This is a genomic window from Kineosporiaceae bacterium (assembly GCA_016713225.1).
GTDB lineage: Bacteria > Actinomycetota > Actinomycetes > Actinomycetales > Kineosporiaceae > JADJPO01.
Window position 1 is genome coordinate 465,152 of the sequence record JADJPO010000001.1, and the last position, 13,227, is coordinate 478,378.

Consider the following 13,227-nt stretch of genomic DNA (forward strand, 5'->3'; position numbering starts at 1 on the left):
GGCAGGGCGCCGGACGGGCTGCGGTGGGCCTACGGCGGGGACTTCGGCGACAAACCCCATGACGGCAACTTCGTCGCCGACGGCATGGTGTTCCCTGATCGCACGCCCAAACCGGCGATGTACGAACACCTTCAGCTGGCCGCGCCGGTTCGGGTGCGGCTGCTCGCGCACGACCTCACCGACGGTTCGGCCGAGGTCGAGCTGGTCAACATCCGGCACTGGGGCGACCTGTCGGACCTGCGGGCCACCTGGCAGATCATCAGTGAGGCCGGCCGGGAGTACTCGCGCGAGTTGCCGGCCGTGCTGCCGTCGCTGGGTCCGGGCCGAGCGACGCGGATCGACGTCCCCGGTGAGCTGCTGCAGAGTCTCGACGAGCTGGCGGCTCGGGGCGAGGTCCTGCTGTCGTTGAACGTGTTCACCGCCGGCGACACCACGTGGTCACCGGCCGGGACTGCGGTGTGCTTCGCCCAGGTCAGGCTCGGTGAGGACCTGTCTCCCGCTGCGGGGGCCGACCCGCTGCTCGCCGAACCCGTCGCGCAGCCACCCGCGGTCGACGCCGACGGATTGCTGGTGCACCCGCTGCTGGTGCACGGACCGGTGCTCTCGGTGTGGCGGGCGCCGACCGACAACGACCGCATCGGAGGCATCGCCTCCCGGTGGGAGGCGGCCGGCCTGTCGAGCCTGACCCGGCGGCTCGACCAGGTGGTACGCGAGGGTTCCACCGTGGTCGTCCACAGCACGCACACCGGCGCTCCGGGCGTGGCGATCACCCACGAGCAGCGGCTGACCTCGGTGCACCTGGACGGCGTCCCGGGGGTGCTCGTCGAGGAGGACGTCACCGTCCCGGACCTGCCCGAACTGGCCGATCTGCCGCGCATCGGGGCGATGTTCGAGACGCTGAATGCGGCAGAAACGGTGCGCTGGTTCGGGTCCGGGCCGCACGAGTCCTACCCCGATCGCACCGCCGCGGCGCAGGTGGGGTGGTACGCCGCGCCGGCCGATTCCTGGTTCACCCCGTACCTGCGCCCGCAGGAGAGCGGCGGACGGTGCGCCGTCCGGCGGTTGAGCCTGGACGGCGCGGGCTTCGGCAGCCTGGCGCTCCGACTCGATCGACCCCGGCAGGTCAGCGTGACCCGTTACCGGGCAACCGATCTCGCTGCTGCCACCCACGATGGCGAGTTGGTCGCCAGACCCGGTCACGTCGTCCACGTGGACGTCGCCCACCGCGGACTGGGGACGGCATCGTGCGGCCCGGACACCCTGGATCACTACCTGGTGCGCCCGGGCCGCTACCGCTGGAGTTACCTGCTCGGCTGAGTCGGCTGTCGACCGGCTGGGTCGGGGCACCGGAGTCGCGGGCCTCGCGCTCGTCGGTGAACGCGTCGCCCGCAGCGCCCTCACCCAGGGCCGCGGCGGCGGCGCTCTCCTGCTGGTGGCGGGCGGCGATGCCCGATTGGGTCCGCAGCTTCTCCTCCGGCAGGAACCAGACGACCACGAAGGCCACGGCCAGCACGATCGCCCCGAGCACGAACACGCTGGTGATCGCGTCCGAGAACCCAACCAGGAACGGTCGGGCCAATCGTGGGTCGAGCGAGGAGATGAACGAGGAGTCGTTCAGCGAACCACCGGCCGCGGCGCCGGGATTCGACAACCCTTGCAGCACCGCCTTGTTCGCCGGGTTGGCGAGCACGGCCGGGTCCTTCAGCGCCGCCTGGAACTCCGGCGTGGGCGCGATCGCTGTGAAGGCCGAGGCGATCGTGTCGGGCAGCCGGTTGAACAGCACGGACAAGAACACGGCGGTGCCCAGGGTGCCGCCCATCTGCCGGAAGAAGGTGGCCGACGAGGTCGCCACCCCCATGTCCTGCGGCGGCACCGCGTTCTGGATCGCCAGCACCAGGGTCTGCATGTTGAAGCCGAGTCCCAGACCGAAGATGAAGGCGTACGCGTCGACGGTCACCATCGAGCTGTCGGCGGTGATCTGCGACAGCAGCACCATGCCCGTCACGAGCAGGAACAGCCCGACGATCGGGAACACCCGGTACCGGCCGGTGCGCGAGATGGCCTGGCCCGAGCCGATCGAACCGCTCATGATGCCGATCACCATCGGCAGCAACAGCAGGCCTGCCTCGGTGGGGGAGTAGCCCTTGACGATCTGGACGTACAACGGCAGGGCCGCCAGACCACCGAACATGCCCATACCGACGACGAAGTTCAGCACCGAGCCGACCCCGAACGTGCGGCCCCTGAACAGACGCAACGGCAGCAGCGCGTCGTCCCCGATGCGCCGCTCGGCCCACAGGAAGCCGGCGATGCCGAGCACCCCGACAACGTAGGAGGACAGCGACCGGACGCTGGACCAACCCCACTCGCGCCCCTGCTCGGCGACGATCAGCAGCGGGACCAACGCCAGGCACAACATGATGGCGCCGAGGTGATCGATCTGGTGCTCGCGGCGGGTGTGCGGCAGATGCAGGGTGCGGAACACCAGGGCCAACGAGATGATGCCGACCGGCACGTTGACCAGGAACACCCACCGCCACCCGGTGATGCCGAGGATGGTGTCCTGCCCCGCCAGGAAGCCACCGACCACCGGGCCGAGCACGCTCGAGGTGCCGAACACGGCGAGGAACATGCCCTGGTAACGCGCGCGTTCGCGGGGCGGCACCAGGTCGCCGATGATCGTCAGCGCCAGCGAGAACAGGCCACCGGCACCGATGCCCTGCAGCGCACGGAAGGCGGCCAGCTGGTACATCGACTGCGAGAAGCCGCACAGCGTGGAGCCGATGACGAAGACCGAGATCGCCAGCAGGAAGAACCGCCGGCGGCCGTAGAGATCACTCATCTTGCCGTAGAGCGGTGTCGAGATCGTCGAGGTGATCAGGTAGGCCGTGGTGGCCCAGGCCTGGATGCTCAACCCCTGTAGGTCATCGGCGATGGTGCGGATCGAGGTGGCCACGATCGTCTGGTCGAGGGCAGCCAGGAACATGCCGGACATGAGTCCGGTCAGGATCACCATGATCTGGCGATGCGTGAACGCAGGCGGCGCCTCGGCGCCGGACGCGGGGGGTGTGGCGGTGGACATCAACTCTCCTGCGTGGTGGGTGGTGCCGAGGCGAAGGGTGGTTCCCGGTCACGGCCGGGGGCGCCGGGGCGTTGCTGTTCCAGTGCGTCGTTGAGCCGTCGGACCAGGTTCAGCAGGACGTCGAGGTCGTGCTCACTCCAGCCGTTGAGCAGCTCGCGGAACATGGCCTGGCGGTGCGCCGTGAGGTCGGCCCCGAGCTGGAGGCCCGCGGCCGTGGCGAGCAGGTGCACGGCGCGGCCGTCGTCCGGATCGGCCTGCCGCTCGACCAACCCGGCCCGGGCCAGCGCGGTGACGTACCGGCTGGCCGTCGAGGGGTCGAGCATGGCCGCCTCGGCCAGCTCGCCCTGACGCCGGGGCCCGCAACGGACGAGGATCATCAACAGCCCCACAGCGGCGAGATCCAGCCCGGCGGGCACCCGGAGCGCCATCCGGGCCTTGACGACGTGCAGCAGCCGGGCGTGCCGAGTGAGCTCGAACCCGAGCTCGTCCTGCAGATCACCGGTCGAGAACACTGGTTAGTTGTAACACACAACTTTCCAAACCCCAGGCGACTCGACCATCATGATCACCGTTTCGATGCCGGATTCGGGACAAGAACACTGCAATGTGGAGTCCAAACGGTGATCACGAGGTGGGGGCCTGCTCTCGCCGGGGCGCCGGGATCATCGGGGAGTCGAACGATCCAGCCGTCATGACCGAGCGGGTGATGTCGACCGTGGTGAGCACCATGTAGTGGCCGAAGGCCAGCACGCCGAGCAACCGGGTGCCGTCCTCGAGCATGAGCCCCCACGGCCCCGCGGGTTCGAACGCCACGTCGACGAATCCCGAGGTGCCCAGCGCGGCGAACGCAGCGAGCACCACGAGCCAGCGGGTTCGGGCGATCTCGCGCCGGAAGCCGATGAACCAGATCCCGCCGAGCAGGGCCTGCACCACCTGGGCGGTGTTGCTGGACACCCCGAGCTTGGGTGCCACGGCCGAGTGGAACTGGATCCAGACGTCGAGCAACAACATGACCGCGACCAGGGCACCGCCCGCCAGGAAGCCGGCGGCGGCGCGTCGTCCGGTGCTCCAGGCGACCCAACTGCCGAACGCTGCCGCGGTCGCCGCGGTCGACCAGGCCACGATCGAGGCCTCGTTGAGGATGCCCGAGTACCAGGGCTGCCCGCCCAGGTAGGCGGCGTCCAGGAAGAGCTCCCGCAGTGGGGCCTCTCGCTGGGTGCCGGCCACGGCCAGCACCAGCACGCCGGCGATCCAGGTGGCGAGCAGCGGCAGCACCAGGCGCAGTTGACGCCGGATGCCGAACGGAGAACGCATCGAGAGCAGGCTCACCCTCTACCTCTCGGCAGATTAGGGTCGAGACGTGCGTGTTCATGTCATCCAGGTCGCCTACGGCGACGACGAGCCGATGGCCGAGCGGGTGTCCCGGGTCGCTGACCTGGTGACGGCGCAACGTGGTGCCGATCTGGTGGTGCTGCCCGAGTTGTGGGCTCCTGGCGGTTTCGCCTACCGCACCTGGGCCGAACGGGCCGAGGAGCTCGACGGGCCGACGGTCACCGCCCTGGCGCAGGCTGCTCGCCGGATCGGCGCCGTCGTGCACGCCGGGTCGATCGTCGAGAAGGCCCCGGACGACGCCCCGCCCGAGGCCCGTGGCGAGACCGGCCGCGGCCTGTGGAACACCTCGGTGCTGCTCGGCCCGGACGGCGCGTTGCTGGCCTCGTATCGCAAGATCCACCGGTTCGGGTTCGGCCAGGGCGAACCGGCGCTCATGGAGGCCGGCACGCAGATCGTCACCCTCGATCTGCCGTTGGGAGCAGCGGTCGGTGGGCAGCGCGTCCCGGTCACGGTGGGTTTGGCCACGTGTTACGACCTGCGCTTTCCCGAGATGTTCCGATTGCTGCTCGACGCGGGGGCGCGCGTCGTCCTGGTGCCTGCTGCCTGGCCGGCGCCTCGGGTCGAGGCCTGGCAACTGCTGGGCCGGGCGCGCGCGATCGAGAACCAGGTGGCGCTGGTGCAGTGCAACACCGGCGGCAGTCACGGCGGGCTGGCCATGGGTGGGCACAGCCAGGTGCTCGACGCCGCCGGCCGGGTGCTCGCCGAGGCCGGTACCGGCGAGGAGGTGCTCGTGGCCGAGATCGACGTGCCCGCGATCGATGCCTGGCGAGCCGACTTCCCGGTGCTCGCCGACCGTCGGCTCTAGGGAGATCGCCATGCGCCTGCCTGCGCCTGCGGGGGTGGTGATCGCCGGTCTGCTGGGGATCGGGGCACTGGCTGTGCTGCTCACGGCCGCGGACATCGGCACCACCACTCCGCCGCTGCTGGCCGACCCGGGGGCGGTGGTGCGGTGGATCACCCCGGTGTTGCGGGTGATCGTCGACCTGGCCATGGCGGCGGCCCTCGGATCACTGACCCTGGCGGTGCTGCTCGACGCCGCCGAGCCGTACCGGCCCGCCCTGTTGTTGGCCGCCCGGGCCAGCGCACTGTGGTCACTGAGTCAGGCCCTGTTGCTGATCATGATGGTCTCCCGGGCCGCTGGGGTCGGCCTGACCGACGCCGCGTTGTGGCCGGTGGCGCGCTCGCTGGTGACGGAGACCTCCGGCGGTCTCGGCGCGGCCGTGGCGGTGATGGCATCGGGAGCCGCAGCCCTGGCCCTGGCGATGGTCAGCTGGGGCGGGCAGCGCTGGGCGCCCTACGTCGCCGGGGGGCTGGTGGTGGTGGGAGTGCTGAGCTGGGCGCCGTCCGGGCATGCCACCTCGTCGGCGGCGGGGGCCTCGGCGTTGATCGGCCGCGCGATGCACCTGCTGGGCGTCGGCGCCTGGGTCGGTGGTCTGCTCGCCCTGGTGCTGTTGTGGCCGCAGCTGTGGGATCACCGGCGGGCGGTGAATGCGGCGCAAGGGTTCTCGATCATGGCCGGCGGTGCCTATCTGCTGGTCGCCGGGTCGGGGCTGGCCACGGGTCTGGCCGTGGTGGGGCGAGTCGACCCCTTCGGATCGCCCTACACCCGGCTGATGGTGGCCAAGACCCTCTTGCTGTTGGTGCTCGGCGGGCTGGGCGCCTGGCACCGGGCGCGGCACCTGCGCCGCCTCGATCGGGCCGGCGCCCGCGGACTGCTGACCCTCGCGGTGGCCGAGTTGGCGGTGATGGCCGTGGTGATCGCCTTCGCTGCCGTGCTGGCCGACACGCCGCCGCCCGGTTCGCTGCATTGATTGATTCGTCGCCGTGATTCGTCGCGGGTGATTTCGTGCGGTGATTCGTTGCGCTGAACGGTCTCAGGCCGGGGCCGGCCCCGTCGAGGATCGCGCCACGAACTCCGGTCTGAATTCCACCCGGACGCCGCGCCGCCCGTCGTCCCCGGTGGCCCCCGTCCTCGTCGTCCCGGCGTCCACCATCTGGTGCGCCGCCTCGGGGTCGGGGCCATCGCTCAGCTCACCGACCAACAGGTCGATGGCCGCCTGGGCGATCGCCGCCTCGTCCCAGCCGAAACTGCTCAGCGGCGGCACCACCAGGTCGGCGAGGTCGTGGTCGTCGTACCCCAGGATCGACAGGTCGCGGGGGATCTGCAGGCCCAACTCGGTGGCCGCACGGTAGGCGCCGAAGGCGATGGAGTCACTGAGGCAGAACAGTGCCGTCGGTCGGCGTGGCCCCGCCAGCAGGGTGTGCACCGCACGGGTGGCGGCGCGGGTGGCGGGAGGCACCGAGACCACGCTGAGGTCCAATCCCCGGGCGCGGGCGATCTGCCCGGCGACCTGCTCCCCGGGGCGCCCCGGGCTGGACGGCAAGGTGGTGGTCACCAGTCCGATGCGTCGATGGCCGCGGGTGACGAGGTGTTCCATGGCGGTTCGCACGCCGTGGACGTTGTCGAACACCACGCTCGAGGCCAGGGGCCGCGCCGTGAGGACGTCGCCCACGCTCACCACGGTGAACGAGTCCGGCAGCTCTCCCCACCACGGCGCGGCAGGGTCGGTGACCAGGGTGACCACGCCGTCGACGTGCGCCCGCACCATGCCCTCGACGAGTTCGCGTTCGCGTTCGGGGTCGGCGTCGGTGTCGGCGATCGCCGAGCCGAAACCGGCGGCGCGCAGTCGGCCGGCCAGGGCCACGGCCAGCTCCTGGTGCCACAGGTCGTGGAGGGCGCCGCAGACCCCGACGGTGCCGCTTCGCCCACCCGCCAGCGCCTGAGCCGCGGGATTGGCGGTGTAGCCGAGCCGGTCGGCGATGTCGCGCACCAGCTCTTGGGTCTGGCTCGAGCCCTTGAGGCCGCGCAGGGCATACGAGGCCGCCGCTTTCGACAGGCCCGCCTCGTCGGCGACGTCCTGAAGGGTCACCCGACCGTCCGGCATCCGATCAGCATACGAACCCCGGGCCGCCCCTGCTCCGGTGAGCTGTGGCGCTGTTCATCCGGGGTGACACTGGCGAAAAGTGAACCGGTTCACTACTCTCGGAATCACGAGTGAACCGGTTCACCTGGCAGGAGGTGGTGACATGCGCATCGACCTTCACCAACACCTCCTGCCCGTCGGTCTGCTGGACGCGTTGCGCTCGCGTCGCCAGCCGCCACGGGTGTCGGGCCACTCGCCCGTCACGTTGCACCTGAGCGGTGAGCCCGACGGTGCGCTCGATCTCACCGAGCACGACCCGGGCATCCGGGTGAGCACCACCCCGGCGGACCTGATCGGGCTGAGCCTGTCGTGTGCGTTGGGCATCGACCAGCTCGACCCGGCCCAGGCACAGCCGCTGCTCGACCTCTGGCACGACGGCGCTGAGCAGCTCGGGGCGCCGTTCGGCACCTGGGTCTCGATCGCGCTCGTCGAACCGGACCTCGAGGTGGTCCGGCGCGACCTGCTGCGACCACGCGCCCTCGGTCTGCAGCTGCCCGCCCCGGCGCTGGCCACCCCGGACGACGTGGCCCGGTTGGGCGACGTCCTGGCTCTGTGCGCCGAACTCGATCGCCCGGTGCTGGTTCACCCGGGGCCCGCGAGGATCCCGGACGGCGCCCGCGCGCCGTCCTGGTGGCCGGCGCTGGTGCCCTACCTGGCCCAGCAGGCGGCGGCCTGGTTCGCCTGGCACGCCGCCGGAGTGGGTGATCACCCGGACCTGCGGATCGGTTTCGTGGCGCTGGCCGGCCTGGCCCCGATGCATCACGAGCGGCTCGCCGTCCGCGGCGGGGCGTTCCGGGTGCATCCGAACGTGTACTACGAGACGTCGTCCTACAGCGCCCGGGCGATCGACGCCCTGGTGCGGGTGGTCGGGGTCGATGCGCTGGTGCACGGCTCGGACGAGCCGAATGCGCACAGCACCGATCCCGGTCTGGGCGAGGCATTCGCCCGGCTGCTGTTCGCCACCAACCCCGCCCGTTTCCTCGGCGGTGACCTGCGCGATGCGGCACCGGGCGGGGACACCGTGAACGACATCCTGAAAGGAGCCCTGCGATGACCCTCCTCGATGCAGTCCCGGTGAGCACCCCGGTGAGCACCAGGGACGGCACGGCGGTCGACCCCCGCACCATCACCCGGCGTGATCTGTCCCGGGTCGACGGGCTGCCGTCGTTGCCCGATCGCCCGCTGACCCGCGCCGAACTTCGCGAGTTGGTCACAGCGCTGGCCGCCCGGCCCGACCTCTGGCAGGACCTGACCACCCACCACGGCGGCGAGCGCCACTACTCCTCGCTGCATCGTGACGCCCACCTCGATGTGTGGGTGTTGTGCTGGAACGTCACCGACGACACCGGGTGGCACGACCACGACACCTCGAGTGGGGCCGTCGCGGTGACCCGGGGCGCGATCGAGGAGGCGCATCTGCGGGTCACCGGTGAGCACCCGCTTCGTCGGCTGACCGAAGGCGCCTCGATCGACTTCGGACCCGAGTACATCCACCGGATCAGCGGTGCACCGGACAGCGACGTCGGGGCGGTCTCGATCCACGCCTACTCGCCGCCCCTGTGGCGCCTCGGGCAGTACTCGATCACCGAAGACGGCATTCTGCAGCGCACCACGGTCAGCTACGCGGACGAGCTGCGCCCGATGTGAGGCACGAATCGGCATTGTCGAGACACCGTTCGACACTGTCGACACGGGACGGCGGTCAACTGCCTACAGTGGGGGAGTGACCACGTCTGCCCCCACCCGGGAGGCGGCTGCTGGGCCGACCCTCGAGCGCCGACCTGTCGCACCGCCCGCTGTTCTGGTGCTCGTCCTGCTGGCTCTCGCCGTGCTGGCCGCACTGGCCGGTACCGCGCTCACCGGAGCGGCCGAGCCGCTGATCCTGGGTGATCCGGGGGCCACGGTTCGCTGGGGTATCCCGCTGTTGAAGGTCGTCGTCGACCTGGCGACCGCGTTGACGATCGGTCTGCTCGTGCTGGCGGCCGTCGCCCTGCCGGCCACCGATGGCGCTCGCTCCGGACTGAGCCGCTCGACGCTGGCCCATCGCCCGGCCCTGATGGCCGCCAGTGTGTCCGCCGGGGTGTGGGTGCTCGCCCACCTGTCCTTGTTCGTCTTCTCCTGCGCCTGGCAGTCGGGCACCCCGCTGACCAATCCCCTGCTCGGTGGGCAGCTGGGCGGAGTGTGCTCGTCCGATTCCGGCGTCGGCGCCGGTCAACTGTTCGCCATCGCCGTCGCCGTGGTGATCTCGCTGGCGGCTGCCGGCGCCCGCACCCTGCGCGCCGCGGGCCTGCTCAGTTGCCTGGGCCTGCTGGCGCTGATTCCGTCGGCTCTGGCGGGGCACTCACAGGGCGGCAATCACGAGACCGCCGTCACGGGCCTCGGCTTACACCTGGCCGCCGTCGTGCTGTGGGTCGGCGGTCTGCTGGCCCTGGTGCTGGTCTGGCGCACCCTGACGGCGTCCGAGGGCGCTCTGGCAGCCCGCCGGTTCTCGCCGGTGGCGTTGTGGTCCGTGGTCTTCCTGACCATCTCCGGGGTCATCAGCGCCTGGATCCGCGTGGGCGCCTTCGGGGCACTGGCCTCGCGCTACGGCGTCCTGGTGCTGGCCAAGACCGCGGTGTTGGTGCTGCTCGGGGCTGCCGGGTGGTGGCATCGGCGGCGGACGCTGGCACAACTGGACGCCGGACGCCCGGGGGCCTTCGCCCGCCTGGTGGTCGGCGAGCTGGTGCTGATGGCCCTGGCGATGGGGCTGGCTGCGGCCCTGGCCAGCAGCGCCCCGCCCGTACCGAAGGTGTTGCCGCCACTGCCGTCGATGGCCGAGGTCCTCACCGGCTATGCCATGCCGCCGGAGCCCACCCTGGCTCGGTGGCTGACGGGGTGGCAGCCCGACCTGATGTGGATCGTGATCGCGGTGGTGGCCGGCGGCCTCTACCTGCGGGGCGTCGTCCGGATCAATCGGCGCGGGGACGGGTGGCCGATCTACCGCACCCTGCTGTGGTTCGCCGGCCTGGCGGCGATGACCTGGCTGACCAGCGGTGGCCCGATGGTCTACGGGCGGGTGCAGTTCAGTGCCCACATGCTCGGCCACATGATGCTGAGCATGCTGGTCCCGCTGCTGCTGGTGATGGCGGCGCCCATGACCCTGGCGCTGCGTACCCTGCCGGCCCGGCACGACGGCACCCGAGGTCCGCGAGAGTGGCTGCTCGCCGTCCTCGAATCCTGGTACTCACGGCAGATCACGCGGCCGGCGGTGGCGGGCTTCTTCTTCGCGGGAACGCTGTTCATGTTCTACTTCTCGCCGTTGTTCCCGGTGGCGCTGCGAACCCACATCGGCCACGAGATCATGCACGTGCACTTCATCGCGGCGGGGTACTTGTTCCTGTGGGTGCTGATCGGCCCCGACCCCGGCCCGCGGCGTCCCTCACCCGCGTTGCGCATGATGTTCATGTTCGCTGTCATCACCTTCCACACCTTCTTCGGGGTGGCCCTGATGATGTCGAAATCGGTTCTGGCCGAAGACTTCTTCAGTCAACTGCAGCGACCGTGGGCCACGGACCTGTTGGCCGACCAGCACTTCGGGGGCGGACTCGCCTGGGGCCTGGGGGAGGTCCCGATGGTCGCGGTGGCCCTGATCCTCGCGGTGCAGTGGTCGCGGTCGGATGATCGTGAGGCGCGCCGCCTCGACCGGGCGGCCGACCGCGACGGGGACGCCGAGCTGGAGGCCTACAACGCGATGCTCACGGGCATGGCCGAGCGGGACGCTCGTCGCGGCTGATCCCTACCTGATCGAGATCGCCTCGGGGGCAAGGGATCTCGGGGTCAGAGGGTCTCGGTCACCTTGCGCAGGCCGCGCGGGGCGTCGGGATCCTCACCGCGCGCCACCGCCAGGTGGAGGGCCAGCTGTTGCAGGGGGATGATCTCGATCAGGGGTGACAACTCCTCGGGCAGCCCGCCGGGCAGCTCGATGCCGACCGTCGCACGCGAGACCGCCTCGGCGTCCCCGATGCAGCAGACATCGGCTCCTCGATCGAGCACCCGGGTCAGCACCGGCATCATGGCGCGGCCGCCGACCCCGCCGGCAGCAACCAGGATCACCGGCACCTGCGGTTCGACCATGGCCAGCGGACCGTGCAGCAGGTCTGCCCCCGAGAACGCCTGAGCCGACAGGTAGGAGGTCTCCATCAACTTCAGGGCGGCTTCGCGCGTGGTCGGGTACGAGAAGCCGCGCCCGGTCACCACCAGCCGTTGGGCGAACCGGTAGCGGGTGGCCAGGTCGACGATCGCGTCGTCCGAGCGCAGGCTGATCTCGCCGATCTCGGCGAGGCGTTCCAGCTCTGGTGCCGGGCCGCCGCGCCACCGGCTGAGCAGCAGGTACAACGTGAGCAACTCGGCGGTGTAGGACTTGGTGGCCGCCACGGCGAGCTCTTCGCCGGCGCGGATGTCCAGGTGCCAGCGAGCCGCCGCGGCCAGCGGCGAGGCGGCGTTGTTGGTCACCGCCAGGGTCAGCGCGCCCTGCTCGCCGGCCACCTCGATGCTGCGCACCAGATCGGGGGAGCCGCCGGATTGGCTGACCGCGATCATCAGGACGTCGCGCAGGTCGGGCCGTGCGCCGTAGGCGGTCATCGTGGACGGCGAGACCAGCCCCGCCGCCAGCTCGAGCCGGGTCTCGACGAGGTACTTGGCATACAGCGCGGCATGGTCGGAGGTGCCACGGGCCACCAGCAGCACGAACCTCGGGCGATAGGCACGGATCGCGGCCGCGGCCTCGTCCAGGGCTGCGCCGGATGCGGCCAGGATCTCGCGCCAGACCTGGGGCTGGGCACCGATCTCAGCGGCCATCAGATGCCCCCGGGGCCCCACCGCGGCCGGCTCGGGGCTCATCGGTCGGTTCCGGGGCGCTGCAACCGACTGACGAAGCGATACCGGTCGCCGCGATACAGGGAGCGCACCCACTCCACCGGCCCGTCGGTGTCGAACGAGTGGCGGGTCAGCAGCAGCATCGGCAGGCCGACGTCGACGCCGAGCAGGCCGGCCTCGTCCGGGGCGGCCAGCGCCGATTCGATGGTCTCCTCGGCATCGATCAACTCGATGCCGTAGACCGTCCGCAAGGCGGTGTACAGCGAGCCGTGGCGCTCGAGCTGGGCGCGCAGCCGGGGGAAGCGCCCGCGGTCGAGGTGGGTGGTCTCGATGGCCATCGGCTCGCCGTCCGCCAGGCGCAGTCGCCGGATGCGCAACACCCGCGCGCCGGTCTTCAACTGCAGCAGGGCGCTCAGCTCAGCGGTGGCCGGGACGACGTCCACCCCCAGCACCCGTGCCGACGGGGCGATGCCCTGGGCACGCATGTCCTCGGTGTAGGAGGTCAGGCTCAACGACTGGCGCACCTTCGGGCGTGCCACGAACGTGCCACTGCCGTGGATGCGCTCCAGGCGACCTTCGAGCACCAGTTCGTGCAGTGCCTGACGCACGGTGGTTCGGGAGACGCCGAACTGCAGGGCCAGCACCCGCTCGGCAGGGAGGGCGGTGCCGGGTGACTCTGCCCCGATCAGTCCCACCAGATGGCGTTTGAGATTCCAGTACTTCGGGATCCGTGTCGCATCAGTGGGTTCCGCCGATTCCGTGGTCGCCATGGCGTCCTTCCTCGTAGCGGCAAGGGATCGTCATCGTATCGTGACGACCGAAGAGGACTAGACCACTTGACAACTCAAATTCACCCGGTCCACTGTGGGTAACTGGTCTAGTCCAATCGAGTGGTGCTCTCGACCTGCGTCGGTC

At 70.7% G+C, this 13,227-nt stretch carries 11 protein-coding genes and 1 pseudogene; 6 read left to right on the forward strand and 6 right to left on the reverse strand.

What is annotated here, in order from left to right:
* Positions 1-84: 84 nt before the first annotated feature.
* Positions 85-1,239: pseudogene (locus tag IPK24_02135) on the forward strand (beta-galactosidase).
* Here the strand turns inward: IPK24_02135 and IPK24_02140 are convergent.
* From IPK24_02140 to IPK24_02150, 3 genes are all read right to left on the reverse strand, one after another.
* Positions 1,124-3,082, reverse strand: a complete 1,959-nt coding sequence (locus IPK24_02140; GenBank protein MBK8074371.1) for an MFS transporter — start codon at positions 3,080-3,082, stop codon at positions 1,124-1,126. The pseudogene IPK24_02135 and the gene IPK24_02140 overlap by 116 nt on opposite strands.
* Positions 3,082-3,594, reverse strand: coding sequence for a MarR family transcriptional regulator (locus tag IPK24_02145; protein MBK8074372.1), 513 nt, complete (start codon positions 3,592-3,594; stop codon positions 3,082-3,084). Before IPK24_02145 ends, IPK24_02140 begins: the two co-directional genes overlap by 1 nt.
* Before the next feature lie 112 nt (positions 3,595-3,706).
* Positions 3,707-4,396, reverse strand: coding sequence for a hypothetical protein (locus IPK24_02150; protein ID MBK8074373.1), 690 nt, complete (start codon positions 4,394-4,396; stop codon positions 3,707-3,709).
* 46 nt (positions 4,397-4,442) lie between these two features.
* Here IPK24_02150 and IPK24_02155 point away from each other — a divergent pair, with 46 nt between their 5' ends.
* Together IPK24_02155 and IPK24_02160 are read left to right on the forward strand one after the other, a co-directional pair.
* Positions 4,443-5,279: a carbon-nitrogen family hydrolase gene (locus IPK24_02155; GenBank protein ID MBK8074374.1), complete on the forward strand. Its 837-nt coding sequence runs from the start codon at positions 4,443-4,445 to the stop codon at positions 5,277-5,279.
* 10 nt (positions 5,280-5,289) lie between these two features.
* Positions 5,290-6,285, forward strand: coding sequence for a CopD family protein (locus IPK24_02160; GenBank protein ID MBK8074375.1), 996 nt, complete (start codon positions 5,290-5,292; stop codon positions 6,283-6,285).
* A gap of 63 nt (positions 6,286-6,348) precedes the next feature.
* Here IPK24_02160 and IPK24_02165 read toward each other — a convergent pair whose 3' ends face one another.
* Positions 6,349-7,419, reverse strand: coding sequence for a LacI family DNA-binding transcriptional regulator (locus IPK24_02165; GenBank protein ID MBK8074376.1), 1,071 nt, complete (start codon positions 7,417-7,419; stop codon positions 6,349-6,351).
* Positions 7,420-7,561: 142 nt separating this feature from the next.
* Here IPK24_02165 and IPK24_02170 point away from each other — a divergent pair, with 142 nt between their 5' ends.
* From IPK24_02170 to IPK24_02180, 3 genes are all read left to right on the forward strand, one after another.
* The gene (locus IPK24_02170) at positions 7,562-8,512 is read left to right on the forward strand and encodes an amidohydrolase family protein (protein MBK8074377.1); all 951 of its coding nucleotides are present in this window, start codon (positions 7,562-7,564) and stop codon (positions 8,510-8,512) included.
* Positions 8,509-9,105 carry a cysteine dioxygenase family protein gene (locus IPK24_02175; GenBank protein MBK8074378.1) on the forward strand — a complete coding sequence of 199 codons (597 nt, stop codon included), beginning with the start codon at positions 8,509-8,511 and terminating at the stop codon, positions 9,103-9,105. Before IPK24_02170 ends, IPK24_02175 begins: the two co-directional genes overlap by 4 nt.
* 76 nt (positions 9,106-9,181) lie before the next feature.
* Positions 9,182-11,230: a bifunctional copper resistance protein CopD/cytochrome c oxidase assembly protein gene (locus IPK24_02180; GenBank protein ID MBK8074379.1), complete on the forward strand. Its 2,049-nt coding sequence runs from the start codon at positions 9,182-9,184 to the stop codon at positions 11,228-11,230.
* Positions 11,231-11,274: 44 nt separating this feature from the next.
* On the opposite strand, the gene IPK24_02185 is transcribed toward IPK24_02180, so the two are convergent.
* Positions 11,275-12,336, reverse strand: coding sequence for an SIS domain-containing protein (locus IPK24_02185; protein ID MBK8074380.1), 1,062 nt, complete (start codon positions 12,334-12,336; stop codon positions 11,275-11,277).
* Positions 12,333-13,082, reverse strand: a complete 750-nt coding sequence (locus IPK24_02190) for a GntR family transcriptional regulator (GenBank protein MBK8074381.1) — start codon at positions 13,080-13,082, stop codon at positions 12,333-12,335. Before IPK24_02190 ends, IPK24_02185 begins: the two co-directional genes overlap by 4 nt.
* Positions 13,083-13,227 lie beyond the last annotated feature (145 nt).